Origin of the sequence: Paracoccus sp. MBLB3053 (genome assembly GCF_031822435.1) — a bacterium.
GTDB lineage: Bacteria > Pseudomonadota > Alphaproteobacteria > Rhodobacterales > Rhodobacteraceae > Paracoccus > Paracoccus aurantius.
On record NZ_JAVQLW010000001.1, the window covers coordinates 2,492,632 to 2,515,154 of the forward strand.

The following is a 22,523-nucleotide window of genomic DNA, read 5'->3' on the forward strand; positions in this document are numbered from 1 at the left end:
AGCCGGTAATGATGCAACGGATGGTGGCGGCGTAGAGCTTCATGCCGTTGCCTTAAACCATCACCTTGCCTCTGCCAAGAGAGGCTGCAAGACTCGATGCATGAGCCGGGAACTTGTCAACGAGATCTGCGCCGCGCAACCGGGTTCGGAATGGTCCGATCCCTGGGGTGGCGGCCATGATTGCTGGAAGATCGGCGGCAAGACTTTTGCCGTGACCGGCACGCAGGGGACGCATGTCTCGGTCAAGACCGATGGCGAGGAGATCGCCAACTTCCTGATCGAGACTGGTATCGGAATGCGCGCGCCCTACCTGCATCGCAGTTGGGTGGCGCTGCCGCTTGATTCCGCGCCGGACGAGCTGGCGCATCGTATCCGGCAGAGCTACCGCATCGTGCGATCGGGCCTGCCGAAAAAAATCCAGGCTGGCCTGCCCCCCGTGGTCTAGATCGCGCAGAGTTGGTTCCTGCCGCAGCAATGGCTTCGGCGGCAGGAAGGTCGGCGGCAGGAGGTCTGCGTTCTCAGCTTGGAACTTGCGCGGCCAATTGTTGCAGCAGCGCGTCCATCTGCTTGCAAAGCGCGTCTTCGGTCGTCTTCTGCTCCGATGCCGCGTCGGCCAGCGTGCGCTCGACCCCCATGGCCGAAACCGTGCCCGTTTTCCCGAGCGTCTCGGCCGCGTCACCCTTTGCGGCATCGCCTTGCGGGATCATCCCCAAAAGCCTGTTCTGGGTTGCCACCGCACGGCTGTCGATGAACCCCTTGTCCTCGCAATAGGTCAGCACGCCCAACTGATTGCGTGCGCTTTCATAGGCAGCGCCCGTGTCGGTTGCGCTCGCCTCTGCCTGGACAGCCGCTTCGGGCGCGGCGGTCGTTTCGGCAGGACTGGCCTCCTGCGCAATGGCTGTCCCGACAGTCAGCGCCGAAACAGCGAGTGCAGAAAGAAGGGCGGTACGTGCAAGCATTCCAGATCTCCGTCTTTTGCCTTGTGCAACACTTGGCATGGCTATTCTTGCACCGCAAATTGCGGATGGCAATTTCCCGCTTAGATTGAATCAGATCAGCGGAAAAGCACCAATGAGCCTGGGGACCAACTCACATTTGCGCGTGTTCCCACATCCTGGACTTCGCGCCCGAAAACATTGCGCATGGCGATGCGGATCGGCCGCGCCTTGCCGTCGAAACCTTCCGAGCCGTCAAGGCGCACATCGTAATAGGTCATGTCCCCATAATAGACGACCTCGTCGATGACACCCGGGGTTGTCCGGCCAACGGTCGCCGGCTGGCCCGAGGTCACGATCGAAACCGCCTCGGGGCGGAAACCCACCGTGGGCCCTTCGTCACCGGGATCGGCCTTGCTGACATTCGCGGCCGGAATTTCGACGCGGCCAAGACCGGGAACCTCGACCTCGACCCCGTCCGAAGTATCACCGTGGATGCGCGCGGGCAGGAAGTTCATCACGCCGATGAAATCGGCCACCCGCCGGCTGGCGGGGCGGGCATAAAGCGCCTCGGGCCCGTCGAGCTGGGCGATCTGACCCTCGAACATCACCGCAATGCGGTCGGACATGACCAATGCCTCTTCCTGGTCATGCGTGACCAGAACGAAGGTGATGCCCACCTGCCGTTGCAGCTTGATCAGTTCGACCTGCATCTGTTCGCGCATCTTGCGATCCAGCGCCGAAAGCGGCTCGTCAAGCAGCAGAACCTTGGGTTTCAGGATCAGCGCCCGTGCCAGCGCGACCCGCTGTCGCTGACCACCGGACAGCGCATGGGAGGCGCGGTTGCCAAAACCCTTGAGCCCGACCATCTCGAGCGCCTCCTCGACCGCCGCGGCCTTTTCCGCCTTGGATCGCGGATCGCGGCGCAGGCCGAAGCCGACATTCTCGGCAACGGTCAGATGCGGAAAGATGGCATAGGACTGGAAAACCATGTTGGTGGGACGGCTGTTCGCCGGCACACCCTCCATGTCCTGACCGTCGATCAGAACCACGCCGTCCGAGATGTCCTCGAACCCCGCGATGGTGCGCAGGAGCGTGGTCTTGCCGCAGCCAGATGGGCCAAGCAGCGAGAAGAACTCGCCCGCCCGGATGGTGAGGTCGATCCCGCGAAGCGCGTGGTAATCGCCGTAATGTTTCTGGACGCCCCGGATTTCGATCATCGGGCGTGCCACGGCAGTGCGGGCGCGATGTGCTGCGGTGCTGCTGGCGGGAGCGGTCACAGGAAGCCTCCGGTGTCTTTGGCGCCGGTCTTGGCAATGCCCCGACGGCGGAAATATTCGGCGAATGTCAGAAGAATGATCGACATGACCACCAGCACCGTTCCCAGCGCCATGATCATCGGGATCTGTTTCGGGAAACGTAGCTGACTGAAGATATAGGTCGGCAGCGTGGGCTCATTCCCGGCAAGGAAGAAGGCGATGATGAATTCGTCCAGGCTGATCGTGAAGCTCATCAGCAGCGACGAGATGATGCCGGGCATGACCAGCGGCAGGATCACCAGGCGGAAGGCGCTCCATTTCGTTTCACCCAGATCGTAGGCGGCTTCTTCCAGCGAGCGGTCGAGCGAGTTGAAGGCGGTGGACAGGATCACTGTCGCATAGGGCATGCAGATCAGCGTGTGGCCCAGGATCACGGTCAGGATGTTCAGCTGAACGCCGATCGAAAGCAGCACGACCAGAAGCGAGATCGACACGATGATCTCGGGCAGGACCAGGGGCAGCATGATCAGTCCCATGATCGGCCCCTTGCCGGGGAATTCGAACCGGGTCGTGGCCCGAGCAGCGAAGATGCCGAGACAGGTCGCGAAGATCGACGAACAGACGGCAATGGTGAGCGAATTGAAAAGCGCCCGCCGCAGCGATGCGTTCTCGAACATCTGCGTGAACCATTGGCCTGTGAAGCCTTTCAGCGGAAAGGCGATCACGGTTCCGGAATTGAACGCAAAGACCGGCAGAAGCAGGATCGGCGCGTAAAGGAACAGCAGGTAGAAGATCGCGTAGATGCGCAGCCCGCCCCCCTTCATTGCCGCACCTTGAGGAAACGGCGGTTCATGGCCACAAAAATCAGGCTGATCACCGCCACGATGATCATCGCGGTCACGGCCAGAGCCGATCCCAGCGGACGGTTGTCGAGGTCAAGCATCTGGGCCTGGATCATGTTGGCGATCATCGGGATCTTGCCGCCCCCGATCAGGGCCGGGGTGACATAGTCGCCGATGGTCGGAATGAAGACGATGAGCGAGGCGGCGACGACCCCGGGCATGGCCAGCGGAAGCGTGACCCGCCAGAAGGTCATGGCACGGCTTTCCCCCAGATCGCGCCCTGCTTCTAGAAGGGAACGGTCGATCTTCTCGAGCGCGATGAAGATCGGCAGAATAGCGAATGGCGCATAGGCGTGGGCCAGAGTGATGACGATCGAGTTCACGTTGTAGAGCAAAAAGCTCAGCGGTTGGTCGATGATCCCAAGGGTCTTGAGCCCGGAATTGACCACCCCGTTATAGCCCAGGATCACCTTCCACAGGAAAACCCGGATGAGGTAGCTGGTCCAGAACGGGATGGTGATGAGAAAGAGCCAAAGCGACTTGCGTCCGGGCGAAACGGCAAAGCTGAGGAAATAGGCGACAGGGAAGGCCAGCGCGACCGTCACGAGTGTCACCAGCGCGGCCACCAGCAGCGAGCGCAGCATGATCGTGCGCACGATCGGGTCCGAAAGGACTGCCCGGTAATTCTCGAAGGTGAATTCCCGGATGACGGTCAGATATCCGTCCTTGAGGAATGAATAGGCCAGAATGGTAAGCAATGGCGCTGCGAGAACCAGCATTGCATAGCCAAGAGGCGGTGCGATCAGGGTCAGCCCCTGAGCGGATTGTGATCGGTTTCCTGAAGCCATCCCCTGCCCTTGCGACCTTGACCCTGCACTTTCCTTACGCAAGTTTTCACGCGGAATTGTCAAGCGAAAGCAGTTTCACCCGGATTTCATGCCGTAAGGTTCAGCTTGCCTGAAAACTCACCAGCACCTCGCGGCGATGGGGATGGCGGCGGTGCTCGACAAGGTAGATCCCCTGCCATGTGCCCAGCAGCATGCGCCCCTGCTCGACCGGGATCTGCAGGCTCGTCGGCAGGACGGCCGCCTTGAGATGGGCCGGCATGTCGTCGGGACCTTCGGAACGGTGGGTGATCCAGCCCATTGACGGGTGATCCGAGGAAGGCGCGATCCGGTCGAGCCAGTTCAGCAAGTCGTGCTGCACATCGGGATCGGCGTTTTCCTGGATCAGGAGCGAACACGAGGTGTGCCTGACAAAAAGGCTGACGACCCCATCCAGGGCAGACGCTGCGCGGAGGCCTTGCGCGACTTCGCGCGTAAGTTCGTAAAAGCCTGCACCATTCGTCTCGACGGTCAAGCGTCTCAGGCTCACTCGGCCGCCTCCCCCGGCGCTTCCAGCGCGCCGCCATCATGATCGAGCCCGATCCGTTTCTGCGTTCTTGCGCCCAGTTCGCGCAACATCTCGGCCTGGCGGATCACATTGCCTGACCCCCGGGTCAGGCGGTCCATGGCCGTCGAATGGCTTTTCTGCGCGCGGTCCAGGGCCGCTCCGACATCTTCGATGGCCATGATGAAGCCATGCAGCTTGTCGTAGAGTTGGCCGGCCCGTGCCGCAATCTGCATGGCGTTCGATTCGCGCCGCTCGACCGTCCAGATGTGGTCGACCGTTCGCAGGGTCAGCATCAGCGTCGTGGGCGTGGCAAGGCCAACGCGGTTCTCCATCGCATGCCGGGCAAGATCGGGATCGACGCGAAGCGCCTCGGAAAACGCGCCTTCGACGGGAATGAACATGATGACGTAATCGACCGATCCGTCATCGAGCGCCTGATATCCCTTGGCGGCAAGCTGCGCCACATGCCCCCTGACCGAAGCGACATGACGACGCAGCGCGGCTTCGCGCGTCAACGGATCTTCGGCGTTCACCGCCTCTTCATAGGCGTTCAGCGACACCTTGCTGTCGATCACCAACAGCTTGCGCTGGGGCATCTTCACGATAACATCGGGACGCCAGAGCTTGCCCGCCTCGTCGCGATGACTTGTTTGGGTGGTGTAATGCGTGCCCTCGATCAGCCCAGAATCCTCGAGGATGCGCTCAAGGATCATTTCGCCCCAGGCGCCGCGTTTCTGGCTGTCGCCCTTGAGCGCCCGTGTGAGGGCGACGGCTTCCTGCGAGATCTGCTCGGACCGCTTGTGCAGATATTCGATCTGTTCCTTGAGCCGCGCGCGTTCTTCGTCGGTGGCCTTGTTGCGCGCCTGCAATTCCGTCTGAAAGCGGTTCACCTGATCGCGGAACGGATTGAGCAGGGCATGAAGCTGATCGCCATGCGCTTTCTGCATCTCGGCGCCCTGCTGGCGCAATGTCTCGTTGGCCATGAGTCGGAAATGACCCGTCATTTCCTCGCGCAATTCCCGAAGCGTCTGGATGTCACGCTCGGCCGCGTCACGGTCCTTTTCCGCGGCCAGACGGGTTTCGGCGAGTTCGCGTTGCAGCGATGAAACGAGGTTTCGTTCCCGATGCAGCGCATCCGTCAATGCGTCGCGTTCCTCGACAAGCTCGCGCAGGCGCTGGGACAGGTTCTCGGCGCGGGCTTCCGCACGGCTTGTCGCACGAAGCTGATCCTGGAATGCACGAGCATCGGCATCGACGCGTCCGCGCAGAGCCTCTTCGGAATGCTGAAGCCGGCCAATCTGCTCGGCCGCCTCTGCCCTGCCCCGCTTCAGCATCAGGAAAAGCGCGATGACCACGCCGAACAGAACCACCAGCAACAGTTGCAGATTGCCGGAATCGCCGAGCCAGGCCTTGAGAAAATCGGACACGCTGCTCACCTCGGTCTGACCGGTTCGTCGGTCACGCATTGTCGTTGAGGCGAGTGTTCACCTTTCACCCCGAGAATGCAAGCTGGAGATGACACAGAACTTCTTGCGAGATCAGGCGCTTCCGGCTGGTCTCAGAATCAATTGAAGGCGCATGAAGGCAAGAAGGCCGCGCGCAAAGGCGCCGCCGTCGCTGACCTGAATCCCCTCGTTCGCGACCCAGTCGAACAGGATGCCCGCATTCGATGTGCCGAAACCCATCTGCCAGTTCTGAAACTGCCGACCGTTCTGATGACCACGCCAGAGAAAATCCACGTCATGATGACGCGGGTCCCGTTCGATCATCTCACCGACATCGTTCAGGGCCACAGCAGGCCCTTCGAGCCATTGATAGAACGAGCCATCCTCGAGATGAAGATAGCCCGTGAGCGCAAGGCTCAGATTCCGCGCCCTCGACTCCCTCAGGATATCCGCACATTTTGCCGACCTCGGGGTCAGCGCCGTCCGGCTCCGATAGAGAAAGAACGCGGTCTCCAAATCACTGGTCCAGGAAGGACCGCAGCTTGCGCGAACGCGAAGGGTGCTTGAGCTTGCGCAGCGCCTTCGCCTCGATCTGGCGGATACGTTCGCGGGTCACGCTGAACTGCTGGCCGACCTCTTCCAGCGTGTGATCGGTGTTCATGCCGATGCCGAAACGCATCCGCAGAACCCGCTCTTCCCGCGGCGTAAGGCTGGCCAAGACACGCGTGGTGGTTTCCTTGAGGTTTTCCTGAATCGCGCTGTCCAGAGGCAGCACGGCATTCTTGTCCTCGATGAAATCGCCAAGCTGGCTGTCTTCCTCGTCCCCGATCGGGGTTTCGAGAGAAATCGGTTCCTTGGCGATCTTCATCACCTTGCGAACCTTTTCCAGCGGCATCTGCAGCTTTTCGGCCAGCTCTTCGGGCGTCGGCTCGCGACCGATTTCGTGCAGCATCTGGCGACCGGTGCGCACGAGCTTGTTGATCGTCTCGATCATGTGGACCGGGATACGGATGGTGCGGGCCTGATCCGCGATCGAACGCGTGATCGCCTGGCGGATCCACCAGGTCGCATAGGTCGAGAACTTATAGCCGCGGCGATACTCGAACTTGTCCACGGCCTTCATCAGGCCGATATTGCCTTCCTGAATAAGATCAAGGAATTGCAGGCCACGGTTCGTGTATTTTTTAGCAATCGAGATGACCAGGCGAAGGTTGGCTTCCACCATTTCCTTCTTGGCCTGACGCGCCTCTTTCTCGCCGCGCTGAACCTGGTTCACGATGCGGCGGAATTCCTCGATATCGACGCCGACGTGCTGGCCGACCATGGCCATGTCGCCGCGCAGGTTCTCGACCTGCTTGCCGGATTTCTCGAACAGGCTCTGCCAGCCGCGACCCTTGTTGGCCATCATCCGGTCCATCCAGGTCGGATCGAGTTCCGAGCCGCGATAAGCATCGATGAACTCACGGCGGTTGATGCGAGCCGCGTCGGCCAGCTTCACCATGCCAGAATCGATCGTCACGATCCGGCGGTTGATGCCATAGATCTGGTCGACGAGCGCCTCGATCCGGTTGTTGTGCAGGTGCAGTTCGTTCACCAGCCCGACAATGCGCGAGCGCAGGTGCTGATAGGCAATCTCCTGCGCGGCCGAGAACGTCCCATCCTCGTTCAGCGTGGCGGACATGCGGTTGTCCTGCATATGCGCGAGCTGCTCGTAGCCATGCGCAATCGCCTCGAGCGTCTCGAGAACCTTCGGCTTCAGCGAGGCTTCCATCGCCGAAAGCGAAAGGTTCTGCCCGTCATCATCGTCTTCGTCGTCTTCCGAGCGGCGCATGGGGTTGCCATCGGCATCCAGCTCCGTCTCGTCCTTGGCCGGCGCAGCCGAGGAATTGGCCCGCGGCGAATCTTCGGCCAGCACGTCCTCGTCTTCGCCTTCCTCGTCCATCGCGCGACCGAAGGTCGTCTCGAGGTCGATCACGTCGCGCAGAAGGATGTCTTCGTCCAGAAGCTCCTGCCGCCACATGGTGATGGCCTTGAAGGTCAGCGGGCTTTCGCAGAGCCCTGCGATCATCGTGTTGCGACCGGCCTCGATGCGCTTGGCGATCGCGATCTCGCCTTCGCGCGACAGCAGTTCGACCGAACCCATCTCGCGCAGATACATGCGCACCGGGTCGTCGGTCCGATCCAGCTTCTCGGTTTCGGTCGTCGCAATCGCGACCTCGCGCGAGCCGGTGTTCGTGGTGGCCAGCTCTCCGGCCGATTCGTTGTCGTCGGCTTCCTCGTCAGTCTCGACGACGCGAATATCCATTTCCGACAGCATCGACATCACGTCCTCGATCTGGTCGGAACTGGCCTGCTCCGGCGGCAGAACGGCGTTCAGCTGGTCATAGGTGATGAAGCCGCGCTCTCGCCCTTCGGCGATCATGCGCTTCACCGCAGCCTGCGACATGTCCAGCGAAACATCGTCGTCCTTGGTGTCGGGCTTCTGGTCGTCGTCGTTGGCTGCCATGGTGGCTCCCTTGAAGCGGTGATTCGCGAATCAGCGAATCGGGATCGGCTTATCGGCCGTTTCTAACCAAGTCGCAGACAGAATCAAAGCCTGCGGGCGTGGCAAAGGGCCGGGTGATTCGGCGCTGCCGATTCGTTCGGCGTTGCGCGGGTCAGCGGCGCGGCTTGCGCCAGATCTCGTTTTCGAGCGCGGCCCGCAACTGTGCGGACAGCGCCGCGCGGTCCTCGCCCAGATCGGAAAGGTCGGCAAGGGACGGGTGATCCGCCTGCTGCCGGGCGCGCGCCGATTGGGCAACCCGCCATGTCAGCCCCTCATCCGCCAGGCCTTCGATCTCGGCCTCGGCGCGGGCAATTTCCTCGCGGGCGGAACGGCGCGCCTCGATCCGGTCCAGCGCATTCGCCAGGATACCGGCAGCGTTGTCGCCATCATCCGGGCGCAGGATCGCCGGGGCGGCCCTGACATGGGGTTCTGCCATGATGCTTTCAAGGGCTCGCTGCCCGGCCTGGGACTGGCTTCCCGCAAGCAGGTCGTGGATCAGGGCCGCGCGATCGCCATCTTCGGGCTCCAACCGTTCCAGCCGCGTTTCGACCGGGCCGATGAGTTCCGGATGGGTCGCGCAGATCGCAAGGATCATGGCCTCGATCATCCGCTCTGCCGTCCGTTCGTCGGCATCGGGCGAGGAAAGCCACGAGGCGCGGGTCGACGCCACGGGCGCCACCGGCCCGCTTGTCGCGCCGCGCATTCCGCCGGGCTGCCAGGCGGGACGCGGGCCGCGCGTGGGCTGGGCCTCTCGTCTGCGCTGACCGAACAATTCCCATTTCATCTGCTTCAGCGCAGAAAAATAGTGATCCCGGGTGTCCTTGTCGGGGATCTTCGCGATTGCGTCGCCAAGCGCCTTGTCCAGGGCCGCGCGCCGTTCAGGGCTGTCGAAAACCCTGCCTTCGGTTTCGCGACGCCACAGCAGGTCGACAAGCGGGCGCGCTTCCTGCAGCACGGCGGTCATGGCCGGCGCCCCCTTGGCCCGGATCAGGTCATCCGGGTCCTGCCCCTGAGGCAGGAAGGCAAAGCGCAGCGCCTGCCCTGGCCCGGTCAGCGGCAGCGCAAGATCGATGAGGCGCATGGCCGCCCGCAGCCCCGCATTGTCGCCATCGAGCGCGATCACCGGCTCAGGGGAAATTCGCCACATCAGCCGAAGCTGATCCTCGGTGATCGCCGTGCCCAGCGGCGCAACCGCACCCTCGAATCCCGCCCGGACCAGCGCGATCACGTCCATGTAGCCTTCGGCAATGATCAGCGGCTTGCCCTTGGCGACTGCCGCGCGGGCCGGACCGACATTGTAAAGGTTCCGCCCCTTGTCAAACAGCGGCGTCTCGGGGCTGTTGAGATATTTCGCCCGCGCATTCGGGTCCATGGCCCGGCCACCAAAGGCAATGCATCGCCCCCGCCCGTCGCGAATGGGGAATGTGATCCGGCCTCGGAAACGATCGAAGGGCGCACCGCCATCATCGGGCTTTGCGACCAGCCCCGCCTCGACGATCAGCGCCTCGGCGAAGCCCTTCGAACGCAGGGCGTTGAACAATCCCTGCCGCTGATCGGGTGCAAACCCGATGCCGAATTGTTCGCATGCCGAATCGTTCAGGCCGCGCCGCGCCAGATAAGACCGCGCATCCGCTGCCGTTCCCGTGCCCATCTGCATGCAGAACCAGCGGGCCGCCTGCTCCATCACCTCGACCAGTTCCGAGCGGCGATCGGCCCGCTGAACCTGATGGGGATCACGTTCCGGCATGGGCAGGCCGGCTTCCGAGGCAAGCTGTTCGACTGCCTCGATGAAGCCCAGCCCCTCGGCTTCGCGCAGGAAGGTCAGCGCATCGCCCTTCGCGTGGCACCCGAAGCAGTAATAGAATCCCTTCTGGTCATCCACATGGAACGAGGCGGTCTTTTCGCCATGGAAGGGACAAGGTGCCCACCAGTCCCCCTTGGCCTGGTTCGATCGGCGCAGATCCCAGACCACCTTGCGCCCGATGACGCGCGAAAGTGGCACGCGGGCACGGATCTCGTCGAGGAATTGTGGAGGCAGGCTCATGCCGTCTTATATCCGATCGCAGCGCGAAGTTGAAAAGGGGAATTACGCCCCGACTGTGCCACGGACCAGATCCCAGTAGATCGCGACGACACGTTCCTGATCCAGGCGCCCGCCCTCGCGATACCAGTTGGTCACCCCCGTCAGCATCGAGATGAGCGCCATGGTCGCAAGCCGCCGGTCGGGAACGGACATCACCCCCTCGGCTTCGCCAGCCGCGAGAATCGCCTCGAGCGCGTCCTCGTATCGGCGGCGCAGGCGCGCGATGTCACGGAAATTCTCGGGGCTGAGGCTGCGCAATTCCATGTAGGACAGAAAGACGGCCTCGGGTCGCTTGAGGCTTGTTGCGATATGAAAGCGCAGAAAATCCTTAAGCCGCACCAGCGCGGGCTGAGAGCTGTCGTCACGCCATTCTGACAGAAGCTCATCCATGTGGCTGCGCAGAAGATCGGCCAGAAGCGCCTGCTTGTCAGGCGTATAGGCATAAAGCGCCCCAACTTGCACGCCGACCTCGGCCGCGATCTGGCGCATCGATACCGCACCGTATCCGTGCCGCGCGAACAGGCTTCGCGCCGCGTCACGGACCAGGGGTCCGGTAATCTCTGCCTTGGAACCATGTGTGCGGGCCATGGCGTGTTCTAGGATGCCACCGGCAACAGGGAAAGAGCGGATCTTGTCTCTGCCGTCGCCCCGCGCCTATTGTGACGACCATTCGGACGGGGGACATGATGACGGCGGCACGGATCGGTTTGGCGCTTGCGATGCTGACGCTGGCGGGCTGCGACGATCGCATGGGCGATTACCCCGCGCTTCTTCCCACGGAGCAGATGCTGGCCGAGCCGACGCTTCCCGGCCATGCTGCAGATGCCTCGACCGACCCGGCTGCGGTCAGCGGCGAATTGCGCGGCCGGGCTGCCGCACTTTCCACATCCACGCCGGAGACGGTCGAGACCGGACTGACCGGACCCGCGGGCAACCGGAAAAGCGCGATCGCCGGCGGTCAGGGAACCGGTCCCGATGCCGAACTCAGCAGCAGAGCGGCCGCGTTGCGCGCCCGGGCGGCGGAACTCAGCAAAACGTCGCTGGACGGCTGCCCCGATGGAGCGGCCTCCTGCCCCGACGCGGACACGCCAACAGCGAGCGAATAATCCCAAGGAGAAGACACCATGCCCGTGATCACCTGCATCGACGATCTGAAGGCGATCTATCGTCGTCGGGTGCCGAAGATGTTTTACGACTACGCCGAAAGCGGCAGCTATACCGAGAGCACCTTCCGCGAGAACTGCAGCGATTTCGGGCGGGTCAAATTGCGCCAGAAGGTTGCGGTGGACATGTCAGGTCGCACCACTGAAAGCACCATGATCGGCCAGAAGGTCACGATGCCCGTCGGGCTTGCACCGGTCGGTCTGACCGGGATGCAATCGGCCGATGGCGAGATCAAGGCGGCACAGGCTGCCAAGAAGTTCGGCGTCCCCTTCACGCTATCAACAATGTCGATCTGTTCGATCGAAGACGTGGCCGAGGCGACGCAGCACCCGTTCTGGTTCCAGCTTTACGTGATGCGCGATCAGGAATTCCTGGAAGGTATCATCGAACGGGCCAAGCGCGCGAATTGTTCGGCCCTCGTGCTGACGCTGGATCTTCAGATCCTGGGCCAGCGCCACAAGGACCTGAAGAACGGGCTTTCGGCGCCGCCGAAGATGACCCTGCCGGTCATGCTGGACCTCGCGACGAAATGGCGCTGGGGTATCGAGATGCTGCAGACCAAGCGGCGTTCTTTCGGCAATATCGTGGGTCACGCCAAGGGTGTCGGAGACACCTCTTCGCTGATGAGCTGGACCGCCGAGCAGTTCGACCCACAGCTTGACTGGGGCAAGATCGCCCGCATTCGCGACATGTGGGGTGGCAAGCTGATCCTGAAAGGCATCAACGACCCGGAGGACGCCCGTATCGCCGCCGACTTCGGGGCCGACGCGATCGTGGTCAGCAATCACGGGGGCCGCCAGCTTGACGGCGCAGCCAGTTCGATCCGTATGCTGCCCGAGATCGTCAGCGCGGTCGGTGACCAGATCGAGATCCATCTCGACAGCGGTATCCGCTCGGGGCAGGACGTGCTCAAGGCACTCGCGCTTGGCGCCCATGCGACCTATATCGGGCGCGCCTTCATCTATGGGCTTGGCGCGATGGGAGAAGCCGGCGTCACCAAGGCACTGGAAGTTATCCGCAAGGAACTCGACATCTCGATGGCGCTTTGCGGCGAACGCGACGTGAAGAAGCTCGGTCGCCACAATCTTCTTGTGCCCAAGGACTTCCTTGAACCCTATCTTTGATCTGCACGAAGGGTCTGCCATGCGGACCCTTCACCGCCAGACGCTTGGCTCCGCGCCCCGCCAAGCCGCCTTGGCAGGATCGTCCTGGCCCGGCTCAGCGCGATGCTGCCAAGTATCGGCATCACGACCCCGACCGCGAAGAAGACCGCGACGCTGTTGATGCCGAGAAAATGCTGAACAGCGATGATGAAGAAGATGTGCAGAAAGTAGATGCTGGCCGACCAGGAACTTAGATCGACCGGGAGCCGGGGCAGCGTCGTGCGCAAGAAAGCTAGAAACAGCAGCATTGGCGCGGGAAATGCCAGAACCGGGATGTCGGGCAACAAGCTGAAATTCAGCCCATAGACCGACATGCCGACAAATGCCTCGGCAATCTTGGCTCCGAAAATCAGGCCGGTCAGGGCCCAGAGAAGACGTGCACTTGGAAGCCAGTCGAAACCTTGCCTGTCAATCCTGTGCGCAAGGGCGAAGCCTATGGCCGCAAAGGGAAAGATGACGGTGAAACCGTTACGCCAATATTCCATCGGCATCTCGGGCCGTTGAAAGAACGCCCAGAAAGACAGTGCCGAGCCCGCCAATCCCAGCGTCAGCGCGGCAAGCAGCATGGGCCGCAGCCCCGTTCGCGTTCTCTGCCCGAGGCGGATCAGGATCACGATCAGGACGGCCGCAACAATCAGCCCCGCGATATACCACAGGTGCATCGTGCCCCAGGCCACTGACCACAGAACATCTTGCCAGGTGGTCGTGGCGTTTACCCAGATCGGTACATAGAAGGCCGTCCAGAAGAGATAGGCGCAGGCAAGCCCGATCAACCATCCGAGCACCCGCCCGTTGCGGTATGTGACGTAAAAGCAAAATCCCGAAACGACCGAAAAGGTCGGCACGAGACTGCGCAGCAACCCGCCCCCGACCAGGTAGCTCCAGATTTCGATACGCTGGCTGATAAGGATGGAATGACCGAGGACGACACCAACGGCGAGCAGGCATTTGAGATAATCTATTGATAGAGAACGCGTTAACATCTAATGACCTATCCACCCTGGGAAAGACTGCGCCGTTCCCCGCTCATCGACAAGTCATTTTCCGCCCTGATCGGCAAGTTTTATCCTTCACATTCGACGCAGACTCCACTATAGGCGCGTCCTTGGCCATGCACCCTTGGAGGATGGCCGCAAACAGTCAATCGTAAGGAATACCATCATGGCCAAAGAGATCCCGGATCTGGTGGTCGAGGCACGCGCGGGGACAGGCAAGGGGGCCGCCCGCCAAGCTCGCCGCGAAGGCAAGGTGCCCGGCATCGTTTATGGCGACGGCAAAGAGCCGCAGCCGATCCAAATCGAGTTCAACTCGCTGCTGACCAAGCTGCGCGCCGGTCGCTTCCTGTCGACCCTCTGGAACCTGAAGGTCGAAGGTCAGGAAGACGTTCGCGTCGTCTGCCGCGGCGTTCAGCGTGACGTGGTTAAGGACCTGCCGACGCATATCGACTTCATGCGCCTGCACCGCAACACCCGCGTGAACCTGTTCATCCACGTGACCTTCGAGAACCACGAAGCTGCCCCCGGCCTGAAGCGCGGCGGCACCCTGGTTGTCGTGCGTCCGGAAGTCGAACTGATGGTCACCGCGTCGGAAATTCCGGATCACATCACCGTGGACCTGACCGGCAAGCAGATCGGCGACACGATCCACATCAACGACATCGAGCTGCCGAAGGGCGTGAAGCCGACGATCGACCGCAACTTCGTGATTGCGAACATCGCCGCTCCGTCGGGCCTGCGTTCGGAAGACAATGCCGAAGCAGCCGAAGGCGAAAGCACCGAGGCCTGATCCAGGCATTCTGGCTGAACCAGATCGGGCGGCATCCCAACGGATGCCGCCCTTTCTCTTGCCGAATTTGCGCCGACTTGTCCTTTGGCGGCGCTGTTGCTAGGACATCGCGCCTGACGCGAAGGGGGTATCTATGCAGGAACCGATCCACATCATTGGCGCTGGCCTCGCTGGCTCGGAAGCGGCCTGGCAGATCGCGCGCGCGGGTGTGCCCGTCGTGCTGCACGAGATGCGCCCCGCGGTCGCGACCTTCGCCCATCGCACCGGCGATTGCGCCGAGATGGTCTGTTCGAACAGCTTCCGTTCGGATGACGACCAGATGAACGCCGTGGGCCAGCTGCATTGGGAAATGCGCGCGGCCGGCGGCCTGATCATGTCCATGGCCGACCGCCACCGCCTGCCCGCGGGCGGCGCGCTGGCCGTCGACCGCGACGCCTTCTCCGCCGCCGTGACCCAGGCCCTGCGCGACGAGCCGCTGGTCAGTTTCGAACCCGGAGAAATCCGCGATCTTCCCACCGAGGGCCGCTGGATCATTGCCACCGGGCCGTTGACTTCGCCCTCGCTGGGCCAGTCGATCCTTGGCGCGACCGGCGAAGGCGCGCTTGCGTTTTTCGACGCCATCGCCCCCATCGTCCATGCCGAGACCATCGACATGCAGGTCTGCTGGCTGCAAAGCCGCTACGACAAGGGCGAGACCGAGGAGGAGCGCACCGCCTATATCAACTGCCCGATGACCCGAGAGGATTACGAGGGATTCATCGACGCCCTTCTCGCCGCCGACAAGACCGAGTTCCACGAGGGCGAGACGGCGGGCTATTTCGACGGCTGCCTGCCGATCGAGGTCATGGCCGAACGCGGTCGCGAGACGCTGCGCCACGGCCCGATGAAACCCGTCGGTCTGACCAATGCGCATAAGCCCACCGAAAAGGCCTATGCCGTGGTCCAGCTGCGCCGCGATAACGCCTTGGGCACGCTCTATAATATCGTGGGCTTCCAGACCAAGATGAAATACGGCGCGCAGACCGAGGTCTTCCGCCGCATACCCGGCCTGCAGAATGCGAGCTTCGCGCGTCTCGGCGGCATCCACCGCAATACCTTCCTGAACTCGCCGCGCCTGATCGACGACCGGCTGCGGCTGCGCTCGCACCCGAACCTGCGCTTCGCGGGCCAGGTGACGGGGGTCGAGGGCTATGTCGAATCCGCCGCGATGGGCCTCCTCGCCGGTCGCATGGCCGCCGCCGAGGCGCTTGGCCGTGACTTGCCGCCGCCGCCCGTGACGACCTCGATGGGCGCACTCGTCAATCACATCACCGGCGGGGCGGATGCGAAAACATTCCAGCCGATGAACGTGAATTTCGGTCTTTACCCGCCGCTCGACGAGATGCGCGGCGGACGCAAAGGCCGCAAGGACCGCTATCCGGCCTATACCGACCGCGCGAAAGCCGATTTCCAGGGCTGGCTCGCGGGGCAGAATTGAACCGCACGCGATTCGCCCCCTCGCCCACTGGCCCGCTGCATCTGGGCCATGCCTTCGCGGCGCTGACCGCCGCGAAGCTGGCAGATCCCGGTCAGTTCCTGCTGCGGATCGAGGATATCGACCAAAGCCGCTGCCGTCCGGAATATGAGGCGATGATTTCGGAGGACCTGCATTGGCTGGGCCTCGGCTGGCCCCTGCCCGTGATGCGGCAATCCGAACGCCTGCCCGCCTATCAATCGGCCTTGGACCGGCTGGCAGCACTGGGCCTGACCTATCCCTGCCAATGCCGCCGCGCCGATATCCGCGCCGCGCTTTCGGCCCCGCAGGAAGGCGCCGAGCCGGTGATCGGTCCGGACGGTCCGGTCTATCCCGGCACCTGCCGCCACCGCGCCATGGCCGAGGCCCGCGCGGATGACGCGATCCGGCTAGACATGGCGCGCGCGCTCGACCATTTGCGGGCCGGCGAGATCGCCTTCGAGGACGAGAACATCGCCCCCGGCCTCCCGCATCGCCTGTCGGCTGCCGACATGATCAGCGGCATCGGCGATGTCGTCCTGGCGCGGCGCGGCATGGGGACGAGCTATCATCTCTCGGTCGTGGTCGATGACGCGGAACAGGGCATCACGCTGGTCACCCGCGGCAAGGACCTGCTCGATTCGACCTTCATCCATGTCCTGCTCCAGCGCCTGCTGGGCCTGCCCGTGCCGCGCTATCACCACCACCGCCTGATCCGCGACGACAACGGCAAGCGGCTCGCGAAACGCGACGACGCACGCGCCCTGCGGCTTTACCGCGAGCAGGGCATGAGCGCCGCTGAAATGCGTCACGCGCTGGGGTTCTGAGGCTCCATGATCACGACTTCATCCCCTTCCCGGATGGCGGTGTAGAAGCAGCTTTGCCGGTTGGTGTGGCATGCCGGGCCGGTTTGGTCGACGAGCACGAGCAGGCAGTCCCTGTCGCAATCGACCCGCAACTCGATCAGCTTCTGCGCATGGCCCGAGCTTTCGCCCTTGACCCAGAAGCTTTGGCGCGAGCGCGACCAATAGGTGACCTTGCCGCTTGCCAGCGTGCGGGCCACGGATTCCGCATTCATCCAGGCCATCATCAGGATTTCGCCGCTGGCGTGATCCTGTGCGATGGCCGGGATCAGGCCGTGCGCATCGTATTTAAGGCTTGCAGGATCGAACATCGGCTTTCCTTTCCGCTGGGTCGCACCTATCTAAGCGGGAGCCAACCCAAGGAAAAGCCCAAGGCCCGTCATGTCCGACAGCGATCTGATGCAACTCTATTCCCGGCGGATCCTTGCGCTTGCGTCGGATATCCCGCATCTGGGCAAGCTCGAGAACGCCATGGGCAGCGCGCATCGTCGCTCGCCGCAATGTGGCTCATCGGTGACCGCGCATGTCCGGCTGAGTGATGGCGTCATTTCCGACTTTTCGCAGGAAGTGCGGGCATGTGCATTGGGCCAGGCCTCGGCTTCTGTGCTGGGTGGATCGGTCATTGGTCGCAGCCGAGACGACATAGCCCGGGCGGCGGCGGAACTGACGGCGATGCTGAAACAGGACGGCGACGCGCCCGCTGCCCCCTTCGACGGGCTTGAGGCATTGCTGCCCGCTCGGGAATTTCCCAATCGTCACGCCTCGATCCTGTTGGCCTGGGAAGCGACGCTCGGCGCAATCGACGACGCGCTGGCCTGAGCTCTCCAGCTTCAGAAAAAGAAAATGCCGACCCGCGAGGGGCCGGCAAGTTGCGCGCATTTACCGGACCGGGGACGATCACGGAGAAACCGGGCGAGGGTTTCACGAAGCGCGGGGCAGGACAAATGGGATTCAGGAAATGACCACCGGCGGGACGACCGACGGAAGGGAAAACAGGAAGATTGCCATCGCAGAGATCGCGACGACCCCGACAAAGTCGGAGAGAGTTTCACGGCTCATGTCAGTTCTCCTCGGTTTGTTTATATTTTGTTCTCACCGAATCGGAACAAAGTAAAGAACTTTTTAGGAACATCTCACGAGAACATCACCCGGCCGTGATCAGGCGGATCGCGCGATCCTGCTCCATCAGCCACAGCAGTAGCCGCACCGCCTGCCCTCGCGGCGTCTCCATCCTTGGGTCGCGCTCCAGGAACGCCTGGGCGTCCTTGCGCGCAAGCGCCATCAGCGCGCCCTGTCGCTCGAGATCCGCGATGCGGAACCTCGGCAGGCCCGATTGCGCGGTTCCGATCACGTCGCCCGCCCCCCTGATGACAAGGTCCTCCTCGGCGATGCGAAAACCGTCCTCGGTCTCGCGCAGGACGCCCAGCCTTCTGCGCCCGGTCTCGGACAGCGGTTCGTGATACATGAGCAGGCAGCTCGACGCCGCCTTTCCGCGCCCGACCCGGCCGCGCAGCTGGTGCAGCTGGGCAAGGCCAAAGCTCTCCGCGCGTTCGATCACCATGATCGTAGCTTCCGGCACGTCCACGCCCACCTCGATGACCGTCGTCGCGACCAGGATGCTTGCGCGCCCGGCCGCGAAATCGGCCATTGCGGCATCCCTGTCCTGGGCGGGCATCTGGCCATGAACCAGACGCACGCGATCACCGAAACGGGCCCGCAATTCCTGAAACCGCGCCTCGGCCGCAGTCAGGTCGACCGATTCACTTTCCTCGACCAGGGGACAGACCCAATAGGCCCGCGCGCCCGAGCCCACCGCTCCGGCCAGGTGGTCAACGATCTCGGGCATGCGGCCATCGGGGATGACGGTCGTCCTGATCGGCTGACGCCCTGCAGGTTTCTCATCGAGGATCGACAGATCCATGTCACCATATTGGGCAAGCGCCAGGGAACGCGGAATGGGCGTCGCCGTCATGACAAGCATGTCCGGGGGCAGGTGCTGGCCCTTGGTGCCAAGCTCCATGCGCTGGTTGACGCCGAAACGGTGCTGTTCGTCCACGATGGCCAAGCGCAGATCGCGGAACTCGACCGTCTTCTGGATCACGGCGTGGGTGCCGACCAGGATGTCGATCCGCCCCTCGGCCAGGTCGGTCAGGATATTCGCGCGGGCATCGCCCTTGTCACGACCGGTCAGCACTTCCAGCCGAATGCCTGCGAGTTTGGCCAAGGGCTCCAGCGCACGGAAATGCTGGCGGGCAAGGATCTCGGTCGGGGCCATCATGACCCCCTGCCCGCCCGCCTCGACAGCAATCAGAAGCGACAGGAAGGCGACAAGCGTCTTTCCTGCACCCACATCGCCCTGCAGCAGCCGGTTCATCCTGCGCGGAGCGGCAAGGTCCTCGGCAATCTCTCCGACGGCACGGCGCTGCGCGTTGGTCGGCGGCCATGGCAATCCCGCAATCACCTTCTCGCGCAGGTGACCATCACCCTGGGTAACCTGCCCGGCCAGTCGCCGGCGATCGCGCCGCATTATCGCAAGCGTCACCTGATGAGCAAAAAGCTCGTCATAGGCCAGCCGCGACCGCGCCGGCGCCGTGGCGGAAACGTCCTGCAGCCCCTTTGGCGCATGCGCAGCCACGAGCGCGTCGGACCATGAAGGCCACGCTTCGCGCGAAAGCAGGTTCGGATCGATCCATTCAACCGTTTCCGGCAGCCGCGTCATGGCGGCTGCCACCGCCTTCTGCACGACCCCCTGCGTCAGGCGACCGGAAAGCGGATAGACCGGCTCGAATTCCGGCGGTGGCGGATCATCCGGCAGAGCGACATGATCGGGATGCACCATCTGCGCCATCCCGTCGAAAAGCTCGATCTTGCCCGAGATCCGACGCTGCGCACCGATCGGAAACTGGCGTTCGATCCAATCCTTGCGCGGGTGGAAAAAGACGATCTGCAGATCCGCGACGCCATCAGAGCAGTGCACGCGCCACGGCCGACCCTTGCCCGTCGGTGCACTGTGCCGCTCGATCGCGACAGTAACCGTGACCATCTCGGGCGGACGGGCATCGGCAATCCGCCCGATCGGACGGCGATGGACGACCGCATGCGGCAAGGTCAGGATCAGGTCACGCGGGCGTGCGACGCCCATCTGGGCAAATGCCTCGGCGGCCTTGGGGCCGATTCCGGGCAGGGTTTCCAGCCCGGCAAAAAGCGGGAAAAGCGCGGGCGGACGCCCGCCTACCCGTTCGCGATCAGCAGCCATTCGTCCTCGTCGATGACCTTGATCCCCAGATCAGCCGCTTTCTTGGCCTTGGAACCCGCGCCGGGCCCCGCGATGACCAGATCGGTCTTGGCCGATACCGAACCCGCGACATGGGCGCCAAGCGCCTCTGCCCTCGCCTTTGCCTCGGCCCGCGTCATCTTTTCGAGCGTTCCGGTAAAGACCAGGGTCTTGCCGGTCACGGCGCTGTCGGTGGCGCGCGCCTCGGGCGGCAGGATCTTCAGATACGCTGTCAGCCGGTCGATCGCCGCCCGCTCGCGCTCATTCGCGAAAGCCTCGGACAGCGACATGGCAAGGACCGGACCGATGCCGTTCGCGCTGATGAGGTCTGTCCAGGCGGCCGATGCCGCAACCGGAATGCGCGCTTCCGCGAGCACCGCGGCGCGCACGTCGCTGACCCGCGCGCGCCGACCTCGCGCGGCGGCTGTTTCGCGCTCTTGCTCGGCCGCGACCTCGGCCAGACGCTGCGCCTCCGCCGCTGGCCGCAAGCGGTCCAGCGCCTGCGTCAGCGCGTCCCAATCGCCGTAATGGCGCGCAAGATCGCTGGCAGCGACTTCGCCCAGGTGGCGAATGCCAAGCGCGAAAAGCAGCCGGGCAAGCGCGATCTCCCGCTTCTCGTCGATGGCACGGAACAGGCTCGCGGCACTTTTCTCGCCCCAGCCTTCGCGGTTCTTCAATTGCTGTGGCCGACCCGGACCATAGCGCTCCTGCAGGGTGAAGATATCGGCGGGCTCGGCGATCCAGCCATCTCGGAACAGTTCCTCGACCAGCTTCGCGCCCAGCCCCTCGATATCGAAAGCCGCGCGCGAGACGAAATGCTTGAGCTTTTCGACCGCCTGCGCGGGGCAGATCAGCCCTCCGGTGCATCGGCGCGCCGAATCGCCCTCTTCCCGGATGGCAGGAGAGCCGCATTCCGGGCAAAGCTCCGGAAAATGATAGGGTTCGGCATCAGACGCACGTTTCGCAAGATCGACATCGGCAACCTTCGGGATGACATCGCCTGCGCGATACACCTGAACCCAGTCACCGATCCGGATGTCCTTGCCGTCCCGGATCACGCTGCCATCGGCGCTGCGCCCGGCAATGTAATCTTCGTTATGCAGTGTCGCGTTCGAGACGACGACGCCGCCGACCGTGACAGGATGCAGCCGGGCAACTGGGCTGAGGGCTCCTGTCCGTCCGACCTGGATGTCGATGGCCTCGAGCCGGGTCCAGACGCGTTCGGCCGGAAACTTGTGCGCGATTGCCCATCTCGGCGTCGTCGAGCGCATGCCCAGCCGTGACTGATAGTCGATCCGATTGACCTTGTAGACGACGCCGTCGATGTCATAGCCCAAGGTCGAACGCATCTGTTCGATATTGGCCCAGGTCGCGATCATCTCATCGGTCGAGCTGCAGAGCCGCATCAGAGGATTGGTCTGGAAGCCAAAGCCCTTCATCCGCTCGACGGCGAGCATTTGCGTTTCGGCAAGCGGCTCGCTCAGTTGGCCCCAGGCATAGGCAAAGAAACGCAGCGGCCGGGATGCGGTGACTTCCGGGTCAAGCTGCCGCAACGAACCGGCGGCGGCGTTGCGTGGATTGGCGAACACCCGGCCGGGGTCCGACTGGTTCAGCTTTTCGAAATCCTCATGCGACATGTAGCACTCGCCACGGATCTCGATGACGGTCGGTATGTCATCCCCGAGAAGTCTATGGGGAATATCCCTGATGGTGCGGGCATTGGCGGTAACGTTTTCCCCGACCGCACCATCGCCGCGGGTCGAGGCCAGGACAAGCTCGCCCTCTTCGTAGCGCAGCGACAGAGACAGGCCGTCGATCTTGGGTTCGGCCGTCACCTCGACCGGATTGCCCGGAGCGAGGCTCAGGAACGAGCGGACACGCTGCATGAAGCCGGTGACATCTTCGTCATCAAAGGCATTTTCCAGCGACAGCATGGGAACGCGATGCGCCACCTTGGCGAAGCGTCCGTCCGGTGTCGCGCCGATCCGCGTCGTCGGACTGTCCTGTCGTGCGAGTTCGGGAAAGCGCGTCTCGATCTCGACGAGCCGGCGCTTCTTCACATCATATTCGGCGTCGCTGATGAAGGGCGCATCTTCGCCGTGATAGGCGCGATCGGCTTGCTCCAGCACCTGGGCCAGTGCTGCCGCCTCATCGGCCGCAGCACTGCGATCAAGCTGCGCGACCGGAACCGTTTCCGGCAGAGGCGCGGACCCTGTGGAAGCCTTATCCTTGGCGTCTTCGGCCATGCCTGTCTCCTTCACCCGGGCCCCGGCACGGGCCT

General features: G+C 63.2%; 21 protein-coding genes. 7 read left to right on the forward strand and 14 right to left on the reverse strand.

Annotated features, from left to right (window positions below; translation table 11 throughout):
• Positions 1–100: 100 nt before the first annotated feature.
• On the forward strand, positions 101–445 hold the full coding sequence (locus RGQ15_RS12435) for an MmcQ/YjbR family DNA-binding protein (protein ID WP_311160570.1): 345 nt from the start codon (positions 101–103) through the stop codon (positions 443–445).
• 73 nt (positions 446–518) lie between these two features.
• On the opposite strand, the gene RGQ15_RS12440 is transcribed toward RGQ15_RS12435, so the two are convergent.
• The 10 genes from RGQ15_RS12440 to RGQ15_RS12485 form a co-directional block, all read right to left on the reverse strand.
• Positions 519–959 carry a pore-forming ESAT-6 family protein gene (locus RGQ15_RS12440; RefSeq protein WP_311160571.1) on the reverse strand — a complete coding sequence of 147 codons (441 nt, stop codon included), beginning with the start codon at positions 957–959 and terminating at the stop codon, positions 519–521.
• Between the two features lie 95 nt (positions 960–1,054).
• Positions 1,055–2,155, reverse strand: a complete 1,101-nt coding sequence (locus RGQ15_RS12445; protein WP_311161093.1) for an ABC transporter ATP-binding protein — start codon at positions 2,153–2,155, stop codon at positions 1,055–1,057.
• A gap of 56 nt (positions 2,156–2,211) precedes the next feature.
• Positions 2,212–3,018 carry an ABC transporter permease gene (locus RGQ15_RS12450; RefSeq protein WP_311160574.1) on the reverse strand — a complete coding sequence of 269 codons (807 nt, stop codon included), beginning with the start codon at positions 3,016–3,018 and terminating at the stop codon, positions 2,212–2,214.
• The gene (locus RGQ15_RS12455) at positions 3,015–3,884 is read right to left on the reverse strand and encodes an ABC transporter permease (protein ID WP_311160575.1); all 870 of its coding nucleotides are present in this window, start codon (positions 3,882–3,884) and stop codon (positions 3,015–3,017) included. The genes RGQ15_RS12450 and RGQ15_RS12455 overlap by 4 nt, the downstream gene beginning before the upstream one ends.
• 100 nt (positions 3,885–3,984) lie before the next feature.
• Positions 3,985–4,410, reverse strand: a complete 426-nt coding sequence (locus RGQ15_RS12460) for a secondary thiamine-phosphate synthase enzyme YjbQ (RefSeq protein WP_311160577.1) — start codon at positions 4,408–4,410, stop codon at positions 3,985–3,987.
• Positions 4,407–5,855 (reverse strand): DNA recombination protein RmuC, encoded by a 1,449-nt coding sequence (rmuC, locus tag RGQ15_RS12465; protein WP_311160578.1) that lies wholly within the window; start codon positions 5,853–5,855, stop codon positions 4,407–4,409. Before rmuC ends, RGQ15_RS12460 begins: the two co-directional genes overlap by 4 nt.
• A 111-nt stretch (positions 5,856–5,966) precedes the next feature.
• A complete protein-coding gene (locus tag RGQ15_RS12470; protein ID WP_311160580.1) occupies positions 5,967–6,389 on the reverse strand; it encodes a BLUF domain-containing protein in 423 nt (140 codons plus the stop codon).
• 1 nt (position 6,390) lies between these two features.
• Positions 6,391–8,379, reverse strand: coding sequence for an RNA polymerase sigma factor RpoD (gene rpoD, locus RGQ15_RS12475; protein WP_311160581.1), 1,989 nt, complete (start codon positions 8,377–8,379; stop codon positions 6,391–6,393).
• Between the two features lie 151 nt (positions 8,380–8,530).
• The gene (dnaG, locus tag RGQ15_RS12480) at positions 8,531–10,462 is read right to left on the reverse strand and encodes a DNA primase (protein ID WP_311160582.1); all 1,932 of its coding nucleotides are present in this window, start codon (positions 10,460–10,462) and stop codon (positions 8,531–8,533) included.
• A 42-nt stretch (positions 10,463–10,504) separates the two neighbouring features.
• Positions 10,505–11,089 (reverse strand): TetR/AcrR family transcriptional regulator, encoded by a 585-nt coding sequence (locus RGQ15_RS12485; RefSeq protein WP_311160583.1) that lies wholly within the window; start codon positions 11,087–11,089, stop codon positions 10,505–10,507.
• A 95-nt stretch (positions 11,090–11,184) separates the two neighbouring features.
• Here RGQ15_RS12485 and RGQ15_RS12490 point away from each other — a divergent pair, with 95 nt between their 5' ends.
• Positions 11,185–11,607: a hypothetical protein gene (locus RGQ15_RS12490; RefSeq protein WP_311160584.1), complete on the forward strand. Its 423-nt coding sequence runs from the start codon at positions 11,185–11,187 to the stop codon at positions 11,605–11,607.
• Positions 11,608–11,625: 18 nt separating this feature from the next.
• Entirely contained in the window at positions 11,626–12,789 is a 1,164-nt protein-coding gene (locus RGQ15_RS12495) for an alpha-hydroxy acid oxidase (RefSeq protein WP_311160585.1), read from the forward strand.
• Here RGQ15_RS12495 and RGQ15_RS12500 read toward each other — a convergent pair.
• Positions 12,780–13,811, reverse strand: coding sequence for an acyltransferase family protein (locus tag RGQ15_RS12500; protein ID WP_311160586.1), 1,032 nt, complete (start codon positions 13,809–13,811; stop codon positions 12,780–12,782). The genes RGQ15_RS12495 and RGQ15_RS12500 overlap by 10 nt on opposite strands.
• Positions 13,812–13,989: 178 nt before the next feature.
• Between RGQ15_RS12500 and RGQ15_RS12505 the strand changes: the two genes are divergently transcribed.
• From RGQ15_RS12505 to gluQRS, 3 genes are all read left to right on the forward strand, one after another.
• Entirely contained in the window at positions 13,990–14,613 is a 624-nt protein-coding gene (locus tag RGQ15_RS12505; RefSeq protein WP_311160587.1) for a 50S ribosomal protein L25/general stress protein Ctc, read from the forward strand.
• Between the two features lie 133 nt (positions 14,614–14,746).
• The gene (gene trmFO / locus RGQ15_RS12510; protein ID WP_311160588.1) at positions 14,747–16,090 is read left to right on the forward strand and encodes a methylenetetrahydrofolate--tRNA-(uracil(54)-C(5))-methyltransferase (FADH(2)-oxidizing) TrmFO; all 1,344 of its coding nucleotides are present in this window, start codon (positions 14,747–14,749) and stop codon (positions 16,088–16,090) included.
• The gene (gluQRS, locus tag RGQ15_RS12515) at positions 16,087–16,932 is read left to right on the forward strand and encodes a tRNA glutamyl-Q(34) synthetase GluQRS (RefSeq protein ID WP_311160590.1); all 846 of its coding nucleotides are present in this window, start codon (positions 16,087–16,089) and stop codon (positions 16,930–16,932) included. Before trmFO ends, gluQRS begins: the two co-directional genes overlap by 4 nt.
• On the opposite strand, the gene hisI is transcribed toward gluQRS, so the two are convergent.
• On the reverse strand, positions 16,914–17,279 hold the full coding sequence (hisI, locus tag RGQ15_RS12520; RefSeq protein ID WP_311160591.1) for a phosphoribosyl-AMP cyclohydrolase: 366 nt from the start codon (positions 17,277–17,279) through the stop codon (positions 16,914–16,916). The two genes, gluQRS and hisI, sit on opposite strands and share 19 nt — an antisense overlap.
• A gap of 70 nt (positions 17,280–17,349) precedes the next feature.
• Here hisI and RGQ15_RS12525 point away from each other — a divergent pair, with 70 nt between their 5' ends.
• The gene (locus RGQ15_RS12525) at positions 17,350–17,787 is read left to right on the forward strand and encodes an iron-sulfur cluster assembly scaffold protein (RefSeq protein WP_311160592.1); all 438 of its coding nucleotides are present in this window, start codon (positions 17,350–17,352) and stop codon (positions 17,785–17,787) included.
• A gap of 325 nt (positions 17,788–18,112) precedes the next feature.
• Here the strand turns inward: RGQ15_RS12525 and recG are convergent, their stop codons facing one another.
• Together recG and ligA are read right to left on the reverse strand one after the other, a co-directional pair.
• Positions 18,113–20,224, reverse strand: coding sequence for an ATP-dependent DNA helicase RecG (gene recG / locus RGQ15_RS12530; RefSeq protein WP_311160594.1), 2,112 nt, complete (start codon positions 20,222–20,224; stop codon positions 18,113–18,115).
• A complete protein-coding gene (gene ligA / locus RGQ15_RS12535) occupies positions 20,200–22,488 on the reverse strand; it encodes an NAD-dependent DNA ligase LigA (RefSeq protein ID WP_311160595.1) in 2,289 nt (762 codons plus the stop codon). Before ligA ends, recG begins: the two co-directional genes overlap by 25 nt.
• Between the last annotated feature and the right edge of the window lie 35 nt (positions 22,489–22,523).

Excerpts from the sequence above, each read along its gene's own strand:
- RGQ15_RS12435 (WP_311160570.1), top strand. The coding sequence starts at position 101 with ATGAGCCGGGAACTTGTCAACGAGATCTGCGCCGCGCAACCGGGTTCG.
- RGQ15_RS12440 (WP_311160571.1), bottom strand. The coding sequence starts at position 959 with ATGCTTGCACGTACCGCCCTTCTTTCTGCACTCGCTGTTTCGGCGCTG.
- RGQ15_RS12445 (WP_311161093.1), bottom strand. The coding sequence starts at position 2,155 with ATGATCGAAATCCGGGGCGTCCAGAAACATTACGGCGATTACCACGCG.
- RGQ15_RS12450 (WP_311160574.1), bottom strand. The coding sequence starts at position 3,018 with ATGAAGGGGGGCGGGCTGCGCATCTACGCGATCTTCTACCTGCTGTTC.
- RGQ15_RS12455 (WP_311160575.1), bottom strand. The coding sequence starts at position 3,884 with ATGGCTTCAGGAAACCGATCACAATCCGCTCAGGGGCTGACCCTGATC.
- rpoD (WP_311160581.1), bottom strand. The coding sequence starts at position 8,379 with ATGGCAGCCAACGACGACGACCAGAAGCCCGACACCAAGGACGACGAT.
- dnaG (WP_311160582.1), bottom strand. The coding sequence starts at position 10,462 with ATGAGCCTGCCTCCACAATTCCTCGACGAGATCCGTGCCCGCGTGCCA.
- RGQ15_RS12485 (WP_311160583.1), bottom strand. The coding sequence starts at position 11,089 with ATGGCCCGCACACATGGTTCCAAGGCAGAGATTACCGGACCCCTGGTC.
- RGQ15_RS12490 (WP_311160584.1), top strand. The coding sequence starts at position 11,185 with ATGATGACGGCGGCACGGATCGGTTTGGCGCTTGCGATGCTGACGCTG.
- RGQ15_RS12495 (WP_311160585.1), top strand. The coding sequence starts at position 11,626 with ATGCCCGTGATCACCTGCATCGACGATCTGAAGGCGATCTATCGTCGT.
- RGQ15_RS12500 (WP_311160586.1), bottom strand. The coding sequence starts at position 13,811 with ATGTTAACGCGTTCTCTATCAATAGATTATCTCAAATGCCTGCTCGCC.
- RGQ15_RS12505 (WP_311160587.1), top strand. The coding sequence starts at position 13,990 with ATGGCCAAAGAGATCCCGGATCTGGTGGTCGAGGCACGCGCGGGGACA.
- trmFO (WP_311160588.1), top strand. The coding sequence starts at position 14,747 with ATGCAGGAACCGATCCACATCATTGGCGCTGGCCTCGCTGGCTCGGAA.
- hisI (WP_311160591.1), bottom strand. The coding sequence starts at position 17,279 with ATGTTCGATCCTGCAAGCCTTAAATACGATGCGCACGGCCTGATCCCG.
- RGQ15_RS12525 (WP_311160592.1), top strand. The coding sequence starts at position 17,350 with ATGTCCGACAGCGATCTGATGCAACTCTATTCCCGGCGGATCCTTGCG.
- recG (WP_311160594.1), bottom strand. The coding sequence starts at position 20,224 with ATGGCTGCTGATCGCGAACGGGTAGGCGGGCGTCCGCCCGCGCTTTTC.
- ligA (WP_311160595.1), bottom strand. The coding sequence starts at position 22,488 with ATGGCCGAAGACGCCAAGGATAAGGCTTCCACAGGGTCCGCGCCTCTG.